The 18,539-nt window shown below is 72.8% G+C and carries 13 protein-coding genes; 10 read left to right on the forward strand and 3 right to left on the reverse strand.

All coding sequences use genetic code 11. The features are described 5' to 3' along the window. Nucleotides 1–126 precede the first annotated feature (126 nt). Nucleotides 127–375: a glutaredoxin domain-containing protein gene (locus EDF21_RS13260; protein WP_043594734.1), complete on the reverse strand. Its 249-nt coding sequence runs from the start codon at nucleotides 373–375 to the stop codon at nucleotides 127–129. Nucleotides 376–647: 272 nt separating this feature from the next. Here EDF21_RS13260 and EDF21_RS13265 point away from each other — a divergent pair, with 272 nt between their 5' ends. From EDF21_RS13265 to EDF21_RS13280, 4 genes are all read left to right on the forward strand, one after another. After that, on the forward strand, nucleotides 648–2,147 hold the full coding sequence (locus tag EDF21_RS13265; protein ID WP_158612923.1) for an MFS transporter: 1,500 nt from the start codon (nucleotides 648–650) through the stop codon (nucleotides 2,145–2,147). Nucleotides 2,148–2,408: 261 nt separating this feature from the next. Next, a complete protein-coding gene (locus tag EDF21_RS13270) occupies nucleotides 2,409–7,844 on the forward strand; it encodes an Ig-like domain-containing protein (protein ID WP_123571657.1) in 5,436 nt (1,811 codons plus the stop codon). 224 nt (nucleotides 7,845–8,068) lie between these two features. Next, nucleotides 8,069–8,401, forward strand: a complete 333-nt coding sequence (locus tag EDF21_RS16535) for a hypothetical protein (protein WP_148053709.1) — start codon at nucleotides 8,069–8,071, stop codon at nucleotides 8,399–8,401. A 296-nt stretch (nucleotides 8,402–8,697) separates the two neighbouring features. Next, nucleotides 8,698–9,651, forward strand: coding sequence for a nuclear transport factor 2 family protein (locus tag EDF21_RS13280; RefSeq protein WP_123571658.1), 954 nt, complete (start codon nucleotides 8,698–8,700; stop codon nucleotides 9,649–9,651). Here EDF21_RS13280 and EDF21_RS13285 read toward each other — a convergent pair. After that, nucleotides 9,648–10,154, reverse strand: a complete 507-nt coding sequence (locus EDF21_RS13285; RefSeq protein ID WP_123571659.1) for a VanZ family protein — start codon at nucleotides 10,152–10,154, stop codon at nucleotides 9,648–9,650. The genes EDF21_RS13280 and EDF21_RS13285 overlap by 4 nt on opposite strands. 146 nt (nucleotides 10,155–10,300) lie before the next feature. Between EDF21_RS13285 and EDF21_RS13290 the strand changes: the two genes are divergently transcribed. The 5 genes from EDF21_RS13290 to EDF21_RS13310 all read left to right on the forward strand — a co-directional run bounded on the left by EDF21_RS13290 (nucleotide 10,301) and on the right by EDF21_RS13310 (nucleotide 14,511). After that, entirely contained in the window at nucleotides 10,301–11,008 is a 708-nt protein-coding gene (locus EDF21_RS13290) for a hypothetical protein (RefSeq protein WP_123571660.1), read from the forward strand. Between the two features lie 466 nt (nucleotides 11,009–11,474). After that, entirely contained in the window at nucleotides 11,475–12,059 is a 585-nt protein-coding gene (gene sigK, locus EDF21_RS13295; protein WP_123571661.1) for an ECF RNA polymerase sigma factor SigK, read from the forward strand. Nucleotides 12,060–12,180: 121 nt separating this feature from the next. Then, the gene (locus EDF21_RS13300; protein WP_123571662.1) at nucleotides 12,181–12,918 is read left to right on the forward strand and encodes a DUF4396 domain-containing protein; all 738 of its coding nucleotides are present in this window, start codon (nucleotides 12,181–12,183) and stop codon (nucleotides 12,916–12,918) included. A 102-nt stretch (nucleotides 12,919–13,020) separates the two neighbouring features. Further along, complete coding sequence (locus tag EDF21_RS13305) at nucleotides 13,021–13,407, forward strand: iron chaperone (RefSeq protein WP_056042961.1); 387 nt, start codon at nucleotides 13,021–13,023, stop codon at nucleotides 13,405–13,407. 204 nt (nucleotides 13,408–13,611) lie between these two features. Beyond that, nucleotides 13,612–14,511 carry an SDR family oxidoreductase gene (locus EDF21_RS13310; RefSeq protein WP_123571663.1) on the forward strand — a complete coding sequence of 300 codons (900 nt, stop codon included), beginning with the start codon at nucleotides 13,612–13,614 and terminating at the stop codon, nucleotides 14,509–14,511. A gap of 74 nt (nucleotides 14,512–14,585) precedes the next feature. On the opposite strand, the gene EDF21_RS13315 is transcribed toward EDF21_RS13310, so the two are convergent. Beyond that, on the reverse strand, nucleotides 14,586–17,045 hold the full coding sequence (locus EDF21_RS13315; RefSeq protein ID WP_123571664.1) for an excinuclease ABC subunit UvrA: 2,460 nt from the start codon (nucleotides 17,043–17,045) through the stop codon (nucleotides 14,586–14,588). Nucleotides 17,046–17,223: 178 nt separating this feature from the next. Here EDF21_RS13315 and EDF21_RS13320 point away from each other — a divergent pair, with 178 nt between their 5' ends. Then, complete coding sequence (locus tag EDF21_RS13320) at nucleotides 17,224–18,471, forward strand: hypothetical protein (RefSeq protein WP_370274465.1); 1,248 nt, start codon at nucleotides 17,224–17,226, stop codon at nucleotides 18,469–18,471. The last annotated feature ends 68 nt before the right edge of the window (nucleotides 18,472–18,539 follow it).

Here is an 18,539-nt window from a genome sequence, read left to right on the forward strand (position 1 = left end):
TTACTTCGTGGCGGGGTGGAGGGTCGGCGCGTGGCGAGGTGACGAGGTGCCGCGGTGCCGCGGTGCCGCGGTGCCGCGGTGCCGCGGTGCCGCGGTGCCGCGGTGCCGCGGTGCCGCGGTGCCGGGCTAGAGCTTGGCGGCGAGCTCGGCGTCGGTCGGCTCGACCAGGTGGCTGCCGTCGGGGAAGACCACGACGGGGATCTGCGTGCGACCGCTGACGGCGTAGGCGCGGTCGGCACCGTCGGCGACGGCCTCGAGGTCGACGTAGTCGTAGGCCACGCCCTCGCGGTCGAGCAGCGCCTTGGAGCGACGGCAGTCACGGCACCACTCGGCGCCGAACATCAGGATGCGGTCGGGGGCGGTGTCGGTGCTCATGGCGACCAGGGTACGCGCGGTGACGGGCCTCGGGCACGCCGACCGCGCCTCCTCGTCCCCGACCGGCCGGGGGATGCGGTCCGGGAATCCGGCCGGACGCCGGATCGCCGCCCGGTTCGCTCGCCGCGAGCGAACGTCGTTCGGTTTCTCGTTCGGGGGCCTTGCGAGCCCCCGGGGGTGGCATGTCACACTGGAGGAGCGCCCTCGTCGTGGAGTGGCAATCCCCCCAATCCACCCGCCAGCAGCATGGCCCGCGACGAGTGTGCTGCATCGTGCAGACCGGGGTCGACCACGAGTCGGCCGCCGAGGTCCACGATGCCCCCGACGAGATGATCGTCGTGCGCACGCGCCCCGGGCCCGGAGGCATTCCCGTGACCGACACCCTTCAGCGCCCGCCCCAGACCTCGAGCACGCCCGCCGTGCGCACGCCCGCCGCCGCACCTCCCCCGCGCTCGTCGTCGACGCACCCGCGCGACACCCGCCCCACGCCCCAGCCGCACCGCCTGACCCCCTCGGGCGTCGTCGGCATCGCCGTGCTCGGCCTCGCGACGTTCTTCGCGATCACCACCGAACTGAGCCCGGTCGGCCTCCTCTCGACCATGAGCGCCGACCTCGGCGTCAGCGAGGCGCGCATGGGCGTCGTCGTCACGGTGTACGCCGTGGCCGTCGCCGCGTTGGCCCTGCCCCTCACCTGGGCCACCGCACGCTTCCCCCGCAAGGCCGTGCTCGTCACGACCCTCGTCGGCTACACGGCCTCGAACCTGATGGTCGCGCTCGCCCCGAGCTTCGGCGTGCTGCTGACCGGTCGCGTGGTCGGTGGCATCGCGCACGCCCTGTTCTTCTCGGTGGCCTCGGCCTACGCGACGCGCATCGTGCCGCCGCGCCTGGCGGGCCGCGCCATCGCCTTCGTCTACTCGGGCAGCTCGCTGGGCTTCGTCGTCGGCGTGCCGCTCGCGACGACGGTCGGCGACCAGCTCGGCTGGCGTCCCGCCGTGGGCGCGGTCGCCGTCGCCACCGCGGTGCTGGCCGTCGTGGCCGCGCTGTTCCTGCCGCACGTCCAGGGCGAGTCGTCGCCGCACGTCGGCTCGGTCCGCTCGTGGGCACGCTCGGGGCTGCTCGCCGTGGTCGTGGCCGACCTCATGCTCTTCGCCGGCCACTACGTCGTCTACACGTTCATCGGCCCGTACCTGACCGGGGCCGGCCTCGGCGAGGACCTCGTCGGCGGCGCCCTGCTCGTGCTCGGCGGCACGGGCGTGGTCGGCCTGCTCGCGGCCGGCGCGTTCGTCGACCGGGCACCCCGGCAGACGCTGATCGTCGCGGTCGCGGTGATGATCGGCGCCCTGGCCGCCCTGCCGTTCGTGCACGGTTCGCTCGTCGGCACGTTCGTCATCGCAGGGCTGTGGATGGCCGCCAACGGCACGACCGGGACGCTCTTCATGGCGGCCGCGATCCGCACCGGCGGGGTCAGCCCCGACATCGCGGGCGCGCTGATCAACGCCGGCTCGAACGTCGGCATCGCCGCCGGTGCCGCGATCGGCGGGCAGGTCTACGGGATGACGGGCCTCGCCACGGTGCCGTTCGCCGCCGCGGCCATCGTCGCGATCAGCCTCGTCGTGATCGTGGCGGGCCGACGCGGATTCCCGCTGACCGGTCACGCGCAGGCGACCCTGTCGACCTCGTCGCTCGCGGTCATCACCTCGTCGGTGGCGGTCGTCACGACGTCGATCCCGACCGTGGGCCAGGGCCACGGCGGGCGTCGCCCCCGCCGGTAGGACGCAGGAGGCGCGGATCGCGTCCTCGGCACCGCCATCCGCCCCGCTGTACCCCGATGTCCCCCACAAGGCGGACGAAATCACCCCTGCTCTGGGGACTCCACTCGACAAACGAGAAGCTTTATTGTCGAAGCATCCACTTCCGTGGAGCCCCCGTACCCGTGGGGGCGACACGCGGGCGCCTGAACCCCCGCGTGTCGAGCAGGACCGACGTCCGACCGGATCCGACCCGGCCGGACGCCCCCACCCGAGGACACCCCCATGTCGCTTCTCCGCGCCTCCGTGCGCCCCCGTCGTCGCGCCCTCTCGTTCGCGGCCTTCGCCACCGCCTCCCTGCTGGCGGCCGTCGCCGTGACCCAGGCCGTCTCGCCGGCGCCGGCCCAGGCCGCCGCAGCGCTCTCGTGCGACCAGAACACGATCTACGCGACGGCCGGTCAGGGCCAGTTCGTCGCCATCAACGTCGCGGCCAACACGGTGTCGGACGTGATCGCGGGGACGGCGAACCCGTTCTCACCGGCCAACAACGGTCTCGGCGTCGGGCGGAACGGCCTCGACGCCTACGCCTTCACCAACGGCGCGGCCAACAACTCGAACGGCAACACGCTCGCGCGCTACGACTCGGCGGCCGGGGCCGTCACGACGGTCGCCAACGCGAACCCGTCGGGCGCACCCGCCTCGACCCTGCGGGGCGCCGTGAACCCGGTGACCGGGATCTACTACTACGCGACCGGTGGCGACCCGTCGACGATCTCGGCGTACGACCCGAAGACCGGGGACAAGATCGGCGTCGTCGGCCGCATCCCCGGCCTGCAGGCCGGCAACGGCGACTTCGCCTTCAGCACGCAGGGGCTGCTCTTCGTCGTGGCGAGCAACGCGGTCTACAGACTGAACGACGAGACGATCCCGACCACGGCCGGCACCACCTCCCTCGCCGCCACCAAGCTGACCGACCTGCCCACGGGCACCAACAGCCCCGGCATCGCCTTCTCGTCCGACGGATACCTGTACGTCTCGTCGGGCATGCAGATCATCAAGCTCGACTCGAGTTCGGGTACCGAGGTCAGCCGCATGACGACCCCGGCCATCAGCAACATCACCTCGTACTCCGACCTCGCGAGCTGCAACTACGCCAACACCCTGACGGGCAAGGCGGACGTCACGGGCCGCTGGAAGTCCGGCGACCAGTTCGCCCTCAAGGTCGACGGCGGCAACCTGTCGTCGCCGTCCACCGCGACGACCTCCGGCACCGCGAACGGAGTCCAGGCCCAGAAGGCCGGCGCCGCGCTCGCGATCCCGGCCCGGACGTACACCGTCTCGCAGACGGCGGGCAACAGCTCGACGCGCCTCGCCGACTACTCGACGACGTACCGCTGCGCGAACGTCACCGACGACGCGACCGTCGCGTCGGGCTCGGGCAACACCGCGCAGTTCACCTTCCCGGCCGCGACCAGCGCCGACGGCACCGACGTCGTGTGCACCTTCGCGAACACCGTGGCGGCGATCTCGGCCGCAGCCTCCGACGACACCGGGACCACCGCCTCCGGCACCACCCTGACGGTCGGCGCGCCCGGCGTCCTCGCCGACGACGCGGGCACCGACCTGACCGTGACGTCGAACACGCAGCCGGCGCACGGGCAGGCCACCGTCGCGGCCGACGGCTCGTACGTCTACACGCCCGCGACGGGCTTCTCGGGCACCGACACCTTCCAGTACACGACGACCGACGGAGGCGGTGGCACGTCGACCTCGACGGTCACGATCACCGTCACCCCGGCGAGCAGCGACGACGTCGCGACCGCCCGTGCCGGCCAGGCCCTCGTGGTCGACGCGGCCTCGGGCGTCCTGGCGAACGACTCGGGCACCGGTCTGACCGCCGCCGTGGCGACCGGACCCTCTCACGGCTCCCTCGTGCTCGGTCGTGACGGCTCGTACCGCTACGTCCCGGCCGACGGGTTCTCGGGCACCGACACCTTCACCTACACGGCCACGGACTCCGAGGGCGCGAGCACCACGAGCACGGTGACCGTCACCGTGCTGCCCACCGCCGTCGACGACACGGCGACCGCCGCCTCGGGCACCCCGACGACCATCGCCGGCAGCGACCTGACGAGCAACGACGACGGCCTCGACACGACGGTGACCGCGGTCTCGACGCCCGGGCACGGCACCGCCTCGGTGACGCCCTCCGGCGACGTCGTCTACACGCCCGCGGACGACTTCTCGGGCACCGACGCCTTCGACTACACCGTCACCGACGGCCAAGGCGGCACCGACACCGCCACGGTCACCGTGACGGTCGCCCCCCGCGCCTCCGACGACTCGGTCGACGCCGTGGCGGGTGCTCCCCTCGACGTCCCGGCCGGTCGTGGCCTGCTGGCGAACGACGGCGGCACCGGCCCCCTGACCGCCGCGGTCGCCACCGCCCCCTCGCACGGCACCGTGGTGGTGTCGCCGGACGGCTCGTTCGTCTACACGCCGGAGAAGGGCTTCTCGGGGACCGACTCGTTCACGTACACCCTGACCGACGGCAACGGGGTCACGAGCACCGCGACGGCCAGCGTGGCGGTCGCCCCCGAGGCCGTCGACGACGCGGTTCAGGTCACGGCGGGCGGCAACGCCCACCTCGACGGGCCCGGCGTGCTGGGCAACGACCTCGGAACCGGCCTGACGGCCGCGGTCGAGACCGGGCCGCAGCACGGCACCGCGACCGTCGCCACGAACGGCGAGTTCGACTACACGCCGGCGCCCGGCTTCTCGGGCACCGACACCGTGACCTACCAGGTCACCGACGCCGCGGGTCGCACCTCGACCGCGACGGTGACGATCACCGTGACGCCGGTGGCCGTCGACGACGCGGCGACCACGCCGAACGGCACCACGGTGACCACGCCCGCCTCGGCCGGACTGCTCGCCAACGACCTCGGCACCGGGCTGCGCGTGACGGACCACGGCACGCCCGCCCACGGCACCGTGACGGTCGACGCCGACGGCAGCTGGAGCTACACGCCGGACGCCGGCACCTCGGGCACCGACTCGTTCGAGTACCAGGTGACCGACGCCTCGGGTCAGACCGCGACGGCTCGCGCCTGGGTGATCGTCGGCGACCTCGCCGCGGCCGACCAGGGCACCGCCACCGCGGGCCGACCGCTGTCGGTCGACGCCGCGAAGGGCCTGCTGTCGAACGACAGCGGCACCGGCCTCTCCGGCGCCCTCGACGGCGCCCCCCGCCACGGTGACGTGACCGTCGCGAAGGACGGCTCGTACGTCTACATCCCCGTGACGGGCTTCTCGGGCACCGACACCTTCACCTACACGGCGACCGACGCCGAGGGGCAGAAGAGCACGGGCATCGTGACCGTCGTCGTCGTGCCCGACGCCGTCGACGACGTCACGTCGACGAAGGCCGGCACCGCGGTCACCGTCGCGGAGCCCGGCGTGCTCGGCAACGATCTCGGCACCGACCTGCGCGCGGAGATCGTCGACGCCCCGACCCACGGCACGGCCACGATCGCGGCCGGCGGCACCTTCACCTACACGCCCGCCGACGGATTCTCGGGTACCGATCTGCTGACCTACCGCGCCACCGACGCATCCGGCGCCGCGGACGTCGCGACCGTGACGATCCACGTCGGTCCGATCGTGGTCGACGACTCGCCCGTCGGTGGCACCGTGGCCGACCAGCCCCTCGTCGTGGACGCCGCGCACGGCGTGCTCTCGAACGACAAGGGCACCGACCTGACGGCGAAGGTCACCGACCAGCCGAAGGCCGGCACCGTGACCACGGGCCCCGACGGTTCGTACACGTACACCCCGGAGCCCGGCACCTCGGGCAAGGACACCTTCGGCTACGAGGTCACCGACGGCAACGGCCAGAAGGGCACGGGCACCGTGACCGTCGTGGTCGCCCCGAAGGCCGTCGACGACGTCGCCACCGTCGTGGCCGACGGTCACGTGACGGTCGCCACCCCCGGCGTGCTCGGCAACGACGTCGGCACCGGCCTGACCGTCACCGCGGTCACTCCGGCGCCGCACGGCACCGTGACGGTCGCGCCGGACGGCACGTTCGACTACACGCCGGCCCCCGGGTTCTCGGGCGACGACATCGTCGTCTACACGGTCACCGACCGTGACGGCGGAACCGACGCCGCGACGGTCACCGTCACCGTGACGCCCCGCGCGATCGACGACCGTTACACGACGCCCGCGGCGACCACGCTCTCCGTGCCGGCCCCCGGCCTGCTCGTGAACGACCTCGGCACCGGCCTGACCGTGACGAGCGTCGGCACCCCGGCGCACGGCACGATCGTCACCCAGCGGGACGGTTCGGCCGCCTACACGCCGGACGCGGGCTTCTCGGGCACCGACCACGTCGAGTACACCGCGACCGACGCGTCGGGCCGCGGCACGAAGGCCGTCGCCACGATCGTCGTCGGCGCCCTCGCCGTCGACGACGCCGGCGCCACCCGCGCCGGTACGCCGCTGACCGTCGACGCCACGCACGGCGTGCTCGCGAACGACTCGGGCAGTTCGCTGACCGCGACGATCGACGGGCGCCCCGCCCACGGCACGGTCGACCTGGCGAAGGATGGTTCGTACGTCTACGCGCCGAAGCCCGGCTTCTCGGGTGTCGACGCCTTCACCTACACGGCCACCGACGCCGAGGGTCAGATCCGCACGGGCACGGTCACCATCACGGTGCTGCCGACGGCGGTCGACGACGGGGCCTCGACACCGGCCGACACGACGCTGACCGTGGCCGCCCCGGGCGTGCTGGGCAACGACCTGGGTACGGGACTGCGCGTCACCGGGACGGGCACCGCCACCCACGGCACGGTCACCATCGACGCCGGTGGTCGCCTGGTCTACGCGCCGACGACCGGCTACTCCGGCCCGGACGCCGTGACCTACGCGGTCGCCGACCGTGACGGCGGCACCGCCACCGCAACGGTCCGCATCACCGTGGGCGTCAAGGCCGTCGACGACGAGGGCACGACGATCGCCGGTCAGCGCCTGGTCTCGGGCAAGGTCGGCGGCGTGCTGGGCAACGACGACGGGTCGGCCCTCTGGGTCGCCCTGGCCTCGAAGCCCTCCCACGGCACCGTGACGATGACGCGCGACGGCTCGTACGAGTACGTGCCGGACGCCGGTTTCGTGGGAGCAGACTCGTTCGACTACACGGCGACCGACGCCTCGGGGCAGACGTCCCGGGCGACGGTGACCATCACGGTTCTGGGCGCGGCCGTCGCGGTCGACGACGAGCAGCGCGGCACGACGGACCACCCGGTCGCCGTCGACGTCACGGCGAACGACGCCCCCACCGAGGGTGCGACCTTCGACCGCGGCACCGTCGTGATCGTCGACCCGGCCACCGGTGACGGGGTCAGCACGCTGACCGTGCCCGAGCAGGGCACCTGGACGGTCGTCGACGGAACCGTCGTCTTCACCCCCGCGAAGGGCTTCGACTCCAAGGCGTCGGTGCAGTACCGCGTGACCGACACGGCCGGCGAGACGGTCCAGGCGGTCGTCACGGTGTCGTTCCCGATGATCCTGTCGGCGACGCAGCTGGCCTTCACCGGCAGCGCGTCGGTGCTCGGCATCGCCGCCATGGCCCTGCTCGGGGTCGCGCTCGGCCTGGCGCTCTCGCGTCGCGGCCGTCGCGTGGTCGGCCCGATCCGAGGCCGTCGCCGGGCCGAGTAGCCCCCGACGCGCCGACGTCCCCGTCCGCCCGCCCCTCCTGCCGAGGGGGCGGGCGGGCGGGGACGTCCGTCGCACGGCAACCCGTGCCGCGGAACGCTCTCGGCGGCTCCGCAGCACGCGACCCCGCCGGGGGTGTCATCCGTCGGGAGGACGCGCCCGCGGCTCGATGCTGAGAGGGTCACGAGGAGGCGGACGGGTCGTCGTCGAGGGAGAGAGGGATCGTCGTGACATCACCGGGAAGGACGTCGGAGCCGCGGTCCTGGGCCTGGGCCCTGGGCTGGCTGAGCCTGTCCGGCCCGGTCCTGCTGGTCGCGGGCAACGCCCCCTCGCTGATCGGCACCCCACTCGTGCCCTGGGCGAGCATCCTGCTGGATCTCTGGGCGGTCGTGTCCGTGTTCTTCGGAGTCGCCGCCGTCGCCTTCGCCCGCGACGACGTCGAGTCGGCTCCTGACGACCGACCGCGCTTCGTCACGGCCGGGATGGCGCTCGGCCTTCTCGGGCTGGCGGTCAGCGGGTGTCTGCTGCTTCTCTGGCTGCTGACGCCCCTGCCCTTCTGACCCGTGAGCGAGCGCCGGCAGAGACGGCGTGATGGTCGTGGACGACAGCGCCGGCGCGTGCCGGCGGCCCGCACGCCAGGAGCACGCCCCGCCGACTCGCGACGGGCGTGAGCACGACTCGCGTCGGACACGCCGCAGGGACGCGAACGAGTGCGCCACGATCCTGCGCGGTCGGCGCAGGCGGTTCCACGATTCCGACCTCCACGTGAGTGGCTTACGAGAAAGTGCGTACCTGCCGACGACGGGGCTTCCTGCGATGCTGCGATCACCCGCCGACCACACGAGCAGGAGAACACATGACGAACGACCTGACCACGCGCAGCTCCTCCCGCCGCCTCGCCCGCGGCACGGCCGTCCTCGCCGGAGTCGCCCTCCTCACCGGACTCGGCGTCGCCACGCCGGCGGCCGCTGCTCCCGGGACCCCACCGAAGTCGACCGTGACGGCTGCCGCGGACCGGCGGGACACCACCACCGAACACCGCAACGCCTGCGCCGTGCGGACGCTCCTCACCCAGACCTTCGCCGACCCGGACGGCACGTCCTCCCGCGAGCTCGCGGCCCGGCTCGTCTCCCCGACCGCGGTCGCGCACGGAGCAGGGACCGCCGCGGGGCCGGAGGGACTCCTCGCCCAGTTCGCGGCGGACCGCATCCGCGTTCCCGGTGCCCACGCCGTGATCAAACACGTCGCAGCCGACGGCGACCTCGTCGCGGTGCACTGGCAGATCACGCCGGACCCCGGCGACGAACGACGCGGTGACGCCGCCGTCGACCTGTTCCGCCTCGAGCACGGCCGGATCGTCGAGCACTGGTCGCTCGAGCAGCCCGTTCGGACCGGCACACCGGCCAGCGGGAACACGAACTCGATGTTCAGCGACCTCTACCGGCCGGCGCGTCCGACCGCCGCGCCGTCGGAACGTCAGGAAGAACGCAATCGCGTCCTCGCGGTGTCGGCGTACGACACGCTGTTCCGGGACCACGACCCGTCGATCCTCGACCGCGCGTTCGACCCCGCGTACCTGCAGCACAACCCGGTGGCTCCGAACGGGACGGCAGCGCTGAAGCAGCTGTTCGGGAGCGGTGCGCAGTTCCCGGCGCAGCAGTCCGTCATCTCGCTCTCGGACGGCGACATCGTCTGGACCTTCTCGCAGGCGGTCGGCGCGAAGCCCGGGGACCCGCTGCTCGCGGCCGACCTGTTCCGCGTCGACGGCGGCCTCATCCGCGAGCACTGGGACGTGGTCCCCACCGACTAGCCGCCGAGGCGGCCTCGCGCACCGGGCGTGCGGCGTCGATGCCAGGTGAGGGCACTCGCCGCGAGCACGCCCCCCACGACGGCACCGACGGTGTTGGTGATCCAGTCACTCGTGTCGCAGGCCCGACCGATCACCACCACCAGCGCCTGGAGCAGCTCGATGGCACCCGACAGTGCGACGGCACCGAGAACTGCCACCACCGGTCGTCGCCAGAGCACCCCCGCGAAGAACGAGACCGGGACGAACAAGAGGACGTTCGCGGTCGACTCCACCGCAGTGGGCGAGAGGTACGGCAGGCCCGGGTTGCACGTGATGCCCGGGTAGGGCGCGCCATCCGGGTACAGCGTGAGCGCCAGGACCGCGAGCACTGCCAGGCCGAGGAGAACGCCGGTCGTCCGTCGGCGTCCCACGAGCCACAGTCCGGCGACCGGACCGACGACGACGACGCCGACCAGGACCGAGAAGGCGAGCCACGGCACCAGGGCGAGCACGGTCGAGAGCACGGACCGAGACTAGGACACGTCGGATCTGCCGAACGCGGCGGTGGAGGTCACGGCGGGGTAACGAAGTTGATGCGTTCCAATCCTTTTCGGGCCCGGTGGCGAACCCTGTACATCCCCACCGGGACCAACTGACAAGGAGCTTCACCATGAACGCTTTCACTCGCAAGAACATCACCAAGACCACCCTCGGCCTCGTCGCCTCGGGCGCCCTGCTCTTCTCCCTCGCCGCGTGCTCGATGGACTCCGGCACCTCGACCGACACGTCCTCCTCGTCGAGCTCGTCGTCCTCCGAGCCCAGCGCCGCGTCGACGCCCGCCGCGTCGATCGCCGACCTCAGCAACGGCGTCGACACCCAGGTCGCCGTGGACGCGTCCTTCGTCGACGCCCTCACGAGCCTGGGCCTGACCCCCGGCGTCGTCGGCACCGCGACCTTCACCGACGGCACCTTCGCCTTCCCCATCACGGGCGGCAACGTCGACTACTACGGCCCCGACAGCGACGTGCGACCTTACGTCCAGGGCGAGATCGACCACGACGGCTCCGGCCTGTCGCTGACCTCGGCCGACGGCACCGTCGTCGAACTGACCGACTTCCGCATCGACCCGGGTGAGAGCAAGCTCTACGGCACCGTGACCGCCAACGGCACCGTCGCCGCCGAGGACGCCTACCTCTTCAACCTCTGGGGTGGCACGCTGAAGCCGATCCAGATGGAGGGCTCGAACGCCGTCCTCGAGGGCACCACGGTGCACATCAGCCCCGACGCCGCGTCGCTGCTGAACCAGACCTTCAAGACCGATGCCGTCCAGGACGAGATGCTCGTCGGCGTCGCGAAGATCACCGCCGCCACGGAGTAGTACCTGTCTGGCCGCACCCCGCCTCGCGAGGTGCGGCCTGGAACCCGGGTCGTCTCCGTGACGACGCACCGGCCCCGCCCTGCTCGACGGGGTCGGCGATCCCGGTGGACCCCGCCTCGTGCTCACGCACGGGGCGGGGTTTTTCCGTTGCCCGCCCAGGGCCCGGCCCGGGGTCAGGCGGCCGTGAACCCGGTTTCGAACGACGCACCCAGAAGAATCGGGGTGCATCGTTCGGAACCGGGTTCTTCGCGCACTGACGGCCGGGGGTCAGGAGACGCGGCGGGGGTGACGAGCGCCGTGCTCACCGCGCCCGTCACCTCCGCGTCTGCCCGGCAGCTGACGACCACCGCAGACACGACTCGTGACCCTCGGTCTGGGGTCACCGCTTTCAATTCAAGCGCATAGAGTTCGAGGGGTGCCGTCGGTGGCACGAAACCTCGATCCCGAGCCCCCCGGACTGGACGCCATGTCTCTTGCACCTGCGCCACCCGTGGGGACCGAGCGCTCCGACGACGACCTCCTCGTCCTCGTCGCCGAAGGCAACCAGCAAGCCTTCGCGGTCTTCTACGACCGGACGGCTGCCCGTGTCCTCGGACTGGTCCGTCGCATCCTGGTCGATCCGGCGCAGTCCGAGGAGGTCACGCAGGAGATCTTCCTGGAGGCCTGGCAGACCGCCGGGCGCTTCGATCCCGCGCGTGGCAAGGCATCGTCGTGGCTGCTCACGATGGCGCACCGCCGCGCCGTCGACCGGGTGCGCGCCTCCCAGTCCTCACGCGACCGCGACCTCGCGGTCGGTGCCAAGGAATTCGTCGACGCACGGGACGACGTGGCGGAGACGGCCGAGACCCGGGTCGAGCACGAGCGAGTGACGAAGGCCATGCGCACCTTGACCGACCTGCAGCAGCAAGCCCTCGAGCTGGTGTACTTCGGCGGGCTGAGCCACAGCGAGGCTGCCCGTGAGGCCGGCGTCGCCATCGGGACGATGAAGACCCGCATCCGCGATGCCCTGATCACCCTCCGTCGACTGATCGCAGAAACGGAAGCGGCCTGACCGATTCATCCCCCGGGATCGGGCCGGAGGCACGTGCCGAGCAGATCGGCGTCGAACAGCGGGCCTCACGACGTTCTCGTCGACGTCGACGCTCGGCATCGTCAGGGTGTTGCGTCGATGGATGGTCGCCGCCTCACCTGTCCTGACCGTCGACGCGTTCCCCGTCGGGTTCACGTTCCTCTCGTGGACCTTCATCGCCATCGGTGTCGTCTGCGCGGTCGGTGTCGCGGCCGACGTGGCCCGCCGCCCACAGCCGATGGCCGTGATGAACGTGGTGTGGCCCGTGACGATGCTGTTCGGCGGGCTCGCGTGGCTGCTGTTCTACCGTCGGACCGCGCGCGCCGCCCTGCGAGGACTGAGCCAGGACGAGCGCGGGAGTTCGATGGCGGTCTCCGTCGCCACGGGTACCAGCCATTGCGGCGCGGGTTGCGCGATCGGCGACCTCGTCGCAGAGTTCGCCCTCGTCGCCTTCCCCGTCATCGGCGTCGTCGTCGGCCGGGGCACCCTGTACGACGACGAGATCTTCGCCGGCTGGATCATCGACTTCGTCCTCGCCTTCGCTCTCGGGATCGTGTTCCAGTACTTCCCCATCGCCCCGATGCGCGGCCTCGGCCTCCGAGCCGGCATCGTGGCCGCCCTCAAGGCCGACGCCCTGTCGATCTCGGCGTGGCAGGTCGGAATGTACGGGGTCATGGCGCTGGCCCAGTTCCTCGTCCTGCCCTCACTCTTCGGCGGGCGCGCGGACGTCGTCAGCCCGGAATTCTGGTTCGTCATGCAGATCGCCATGCTCGCCGGGTTCGCGACCTCCTATCCCGTCAACTGGTTCCTCATCAGGTCGGGCGTGAAAGAAGCGATGTGATCCGACGCCGACCTCGACGCCGCACACGAGCGCTCGACCCGGGGGCTGGCGCCCGCGCTCGTTCCGTCGCACACTGGTGCCCAGCGAACGAGAGGACTCGTCATGAGCGACACCGTGGTCGATCAGTACATCGCAGGGTTCCCGCCCGAGAGACGCGAAGCGCTCGAGCGGGTGAGGCGGGCCATCCACGCCGGCTGCACCGGCGGCGTCGAGAGCCTGCGGTACGGCATGCCGGCCATCCGCTTCGAGGACGGGCAGACGCTCTACTTCGCGGCATGGACGCGCCACCTCGGCATCTACCCCGTGCCCCGGTTCGACGAAGCCCTCGAAGGTGACGTCTCCCCTCACCGACGCGCCAAGGACACCGTCGCCTTCGGCTGGGGCCGCCCCGTCCCCGACCAGCTGGTCGAGCGGATCAGCCGCGCGATCGCGTGCGGCGCGGCGACGATCGTGGACGCCCCTCCCCCGGCGTTCGCCGTCACCCGCTGACGCGTCCCCCGTACTCCGCCGACGGGCCCCCCGCACCCCGCCGACGATCCGGACGAGTGGTCGCCGATCGTCCTCCGCCACGATGGCGGGCACGATCCGCGGCCACTCGTCCGCTGCGTCCGGGCCCGTACCCCGAACGCGCCGCGTCGGCGGAGGCGGTCCGGCGTAGCGTCCAGGGCACCCCAGAACCAGAGAGGACCCCGCATGACCCGCGACCAGTACACCTTCTCCGACCCGCGCACGCTCTACCCCACGATCAGCCCTGAGGTGCAGCACCAGGACGAGCCCGGCCTGCAGTCGCAGATGACGCCCGTCCCCGACCTCGGCGAGGAGACCTACCGCGGCACGGGACGCCTGCAGGGGCGCAAGGCCCTCATCACGGGTGCCGACTCGGGCATCGGCGCCGCCGTCGCGATCGCCTACGCCCGCGAGGGTGCCGACGTCGCCCTGAACTACCTGCCGAGCGAACAGTCCGACGCCGACCACGTCATCGCGCTCGTCGAGGCCGCGGGGCAGAAGGCCGTGGCCCTCCCCGGGGACCTGACCAGCGCCTCCTTCTGTCGCGAACTGGTGCAGAAGGCGGTCGACGGACTCGGCGGCCTCGACGCCGTCGTCAACGTCGCCGGCAAGCAGGTCTGGCACGAGGACATCGCCGACATCACCGACGAGCAGTTCGACCTGACCTTCCGCACCAACGTCTACGCCCCGTTCTGGATCGTCAAGGCCGCCGTGCCGCACCTCGCCCCCGGCTCGACGATCATCAACACCGCCTCGGCCGAGGCCCACACGCCCGCGCCCGACCGCCTCGACTACGCCGCCACCAAGGGTGCGGTCAACAACCTGTCGAAGGGCATGGCGCAGCAGCTCATCACGAAGGGCATCCGCGTCAACGTCGTCGCGCCCGGCCCGACCTGGACCGTGCTGCAGGTGACCGACGGCGTCGACCCCAAGTCGCTGCCCGAGTTCGGCTCGAGCGAGGCCCCGCTCGGTCGCGCCGGCCAGCCCGCCGAGCAGGCCCCGGCCTACGTGTTCCTCGCCTCGGCCGAGTCGAGCTTCGTCTCGGGCGAGACGCTCAACGTCAACGGCGGCATGGTCTCGCCGTAGCCCGACCGACGACGGAACCGAGGAGGCGCGGGTCGGCTGGACCGCGCCTCCTCGGGTCAGCGGCCCCCGGCGGCTCAGGCGGGCAGCGCCGCCGCGAGGTACGGCGCGGTGCGACTACCGGTGGCTCCGGCCACCTGTTCGGGAGTCCCGACGGCGAGCACGCGCCCGCCCGCGTCCCCTCCGCCGGGGCCCAGGTCGACGACGTGGTCGGACGCCGCCACGACGCCCATGTGGTGCTCCACCACGACGACCGTGTTGCCCGCGTCGACGAGCAGCTGCAACTGGGTGACGAGCAGCTCGACGTCGGCGGGGTGCAGGCCCGTCGTGGGCTCGTCGAGCAGGTAGAGCGTGTGGCCCGAGCGTGCCCGCTGCAGTTCGGTCGCGAGCTTGATGCGCTGCGCCTCGCCACCCGAGAGTTCGGTGGCCGGCTGACCGAGTCGCAGGTAGCCGAGCCCGACCTGCCGCAACGTCTCGAGGGCCCGGGAGGCGCTGGTCACCTCGGCGAGGAACGTCGCCGCCTCGTCGACCGTCATCGCGAGCACGTCCGCCACGGTCGCGCCGTGCCAGGTGACCTCGAGCGTCTCGGCGTTGTAGCGGGCTCCGTGGCACTCGGGGCACGGCGAGTAGCTGCCGGGCAGGAAGAGCAGCTCGACCGAGACGAATCCCTCGCCCTGGCAGACCTCGCAGCGGCCCCCGGCGACGTTGAACGAGAAGCGTCCGGCGCCGTAGCCCCGGGCCCGTGCCTCGTCGGTCGCGGCGAAGGCCTGACGCACCGCGTCGAACAGGCCCGTGTACGTCGCGAGGTTCGACCGCGGAGTCCGGCCGATCGGCTTCTGGTCGACCTGCACGACGCGGTCGACCCGCTCGTGGCTCGTCGCCGTCTCGGCCAGCACGCCGCCGACCAGCGTCGACTTACCCGAGCCCGACACCCCCGTGACCGCGGTCAGCACGCCCAGCGGCAGGTCGACGTCGACGCCGTCGAGGTTGTGCCGGGTGACGCCACGCAGTTCGAGGGTGGCGGTCGGTTCGCGGCGGACGGGCGACCCGCCCTGGGCGCGACCGTCGGCGGAGGGGTCGAGGAACCGCCTCGTGACGGAGTCGGCGACCCCGGCGAGCCCCGCGACGGGCCCGCTGTAGAGCACCGCGCCTCCTTGACTGCCCGCCCCCGGGCCGACGTCGACGACCCAGTCGGCGCGACGCACGATGCTCATGTCGTGCTCGACGACGAACACCGAGTTGCCGCTCGCCCGCAGCCGCTCGAGCACCTCGACGAGGGACTCGGCGTCGGCGGGGTGCAGGCCGGCGCTCGGCTCGTCGAGCACGTAGACGACGCCGAACAGGCCCGAGCGCAGCTGGGTCGCGATGCGGAGACGCTGCATCTCGCCCGGCGACAGGGTCGGCGTCGCACGGCCGAGGCTGAGGTAGCCCAGCCCGAGGTCGGCGAGCACGGTCGTCCGGGCCAGCAGGTCGGAGGCGATGCGGACGGCGACCTCGGTGACCTCGCCCGACGACGCGTTCGACACCGCCGCCGACGCACTCGTCAGGGTCGCCGTCGGCCGCAGGACGTCGCCCAGCTCGGCGATCGGCAGGGCGTTGAGCTCGGCGATCGTCCGGCCGGCGAAGGTCACGGCGAGCGCCGCCCGGGTCAGGCCGCTGCCACCGCAGAGCGAGCAGGGACCGCTCTCGACGTACTGCAGGACCTTGGCCCGCTGGGTCTCGCTCTGCGAGTCGGCGAGGGTGTGCAGGACGAAGGCGCGGGCGCTCCAGAAGCGGCCCTTGTACGGCTTGGCGACGCGGTCGCGCTGGGGGGTCACCTCGACCACGGGCTGCTCCTCGGTGTAGAGCAGCCAGTCGCGATCGGCCTGCGGCAGGTCACGCCAGGGGCGGTCGATGTCGTAGCCGAGCACGCTCGTGACGTCGCGGAGGTTCTTGCCCTGCCAGGCTCCCGGCCAGGCGGTGATCGCGCCGTCGCGGATGCTCAGGTCGGGGTCGTGGACGGCGGACGCCTCGGTCACCTCGTGCGCGACGCCGAGCCCGTGGCAGCGCGGGCAGGCCCCCGCGACCGTGTTCGGCGAGAACGAGTCGGACTCGAGCCGGTCGGCCCCCGCGGGGTAGCTGCCGGCCCGCGAGTAGAGCATCCGCATCGAGTTCGACAGGGTGGTCAGGGTGCCGACGGTCGACCGCGAGCTCGGGGCGCCGCGGCGCTGCTGCAGGGCGACGGCCGGGGGCAGGCCGGTGATCTCGTCGACGTGCGGGGCGCCGCCCTGGGCGATCAGCCGCCGCGCGTAGGGGGCGACGGACTCGAAGAAGCGGCGCTGCGCCTCGGCGAAGATCGTGCCGAAGGCCAGCGACGACTTGCCCGAGCCCGAGACTCCCGTGAACGCGACGATGCTGTCGCGCGGGACGTCGACGTCGACCGCACGCAGGTTGTTCTCGCGAGCGCCGCGGACGCGGACGAAACCGCGGGCGTGGACGTCGGCGGGGGTGTCGGCGGGGGCGTCGGCGGGCACGTCGGGAGGGGCGGTGTCGGGCATCCGGTCGATGCTACGGGTGTCCGACGGACTCGGCCCGGGTGCCGGTGGCCCGTCGGGGTGCCGGTGCGGCGTCGGCGGGGTGTCGGCGGGCTGCGGGGCTGCGGAGCTGCGGGGCTGCGGGGCTGCGGGGCTGCGGGGCTGCGGGCCGAGTGTCGGTGGCCCGTCGTAGCGTGTGCGCGTGCCCGAGCCGATCGCCGCCTGGTGGGCGCGACGCCGGTCGTCGCGCGGCCTCGCCGTGCCCTACCCCGTGGGCAGCTACCGCGAGGCGTGGGCGTCGTACCCGGTGCTCGTGCGGCAGTACCGGCCCGAACACAACGGCGGCATCGTGCTCAGCCAGATCCCGCCCGCGGCCGACGTGTGGCTGTGCTGGCTCTGCGACGCGGGCCACGTCTTCGTCGCCACCCCCGACGAACAGCGGCACCGGCCCGGGCGCGAGCGACGGCGGTCGTCGTGGTGCCCCGAGTGCAGCGAACTCGCCGCTCCGCGTGCTCTGCCGATGAGACCGCCGATGGCACCGGCGGCGGTGGTCCGCGCACAGGCCGAGGGCATGCCGACGCAGGGCGCGAGTGCGCCGGGCCAGGCCCGGCCGGCACCGAGCGATGCCGGGACGGCGTCCGGCCAGGCCTGGGCGGCCCAGACCGCAGGAGGCGCGGTGCCGGCGGCCCCGTCACCCCCGCCCCGGCGTCGCCGCGGCTCGAGCACGGGTCTGCCGTCGACGACGCCGCGCGCGGAGGCGAGCCGCAGTCCCGAGCCCTCCCGCGCCTCCCCCACCTCGCCGCTGGTCAGCGAGGTCCGCACCGAGCGTGCCTCCCCGTCCACCGGCGCCTCCCGCACCGAGCATGCCTCCCCGCCCACCGGCGCCTCCCGCACCGAGCTCGCCTCCCCGGCCATCAGTGGCTCCCGCACCGAGCGCTCCTCCCCGCCGGCCCGCGCCCCTCGGCCGACCCGCGCCTCCCGGCCGGTGTGCGACAAGACGCCGGCCCTGCCGACCGGTACGCCTTTCGTCAGCGCGTGTGCCCCGAAGCCGGCGTCGGCGGTCGAGGCCGAGCTGCGAGCCGGACTGACGGCCCGGCTCGAGTTCGAGCCCGGTCTGAACGCGGTGCGGGTCGGGCGTCCGTTCTTCGACCACGTCGAGGTGTGGCCCGACATCGTGCTGAGCGAGCTGCGGGTCGCGATCGAGTACGACTCGACCGGGCGGCACGGGCTCGAGCACGTCGGGCACCGCGAGACCGCCGACCGCCGCAAGGACGCCGCGCTGCGGGCCGCCGGCTGGGAGGTCGTACGGCTCCGGACCGGAAAGCTGCCCCGGCTCGGCCCCCACGACCTGCAACTCTCGGGGCTGACGCGGCAGACGGTGCCCCTGCTGCTCGACGAGCTGCGTGCCATCCGCGGCCCGCTGCTCGTCGACGCCTACCTGCGCCGCTGAGTACGGCGCGCCCCCGGGCGGCAGGGCCGGGCGGGCGGGCGGGACCACGACACGGCACCGCGTTTCGT

Source organism: Frigoribacterium sp. PhB118 (assembly GCF_003751725.1).
GTDB lineage: Bacteria > Actinomycetota > Actinomycetes > Actinomycetales > Microbacteriaceae > Frigoribacterium.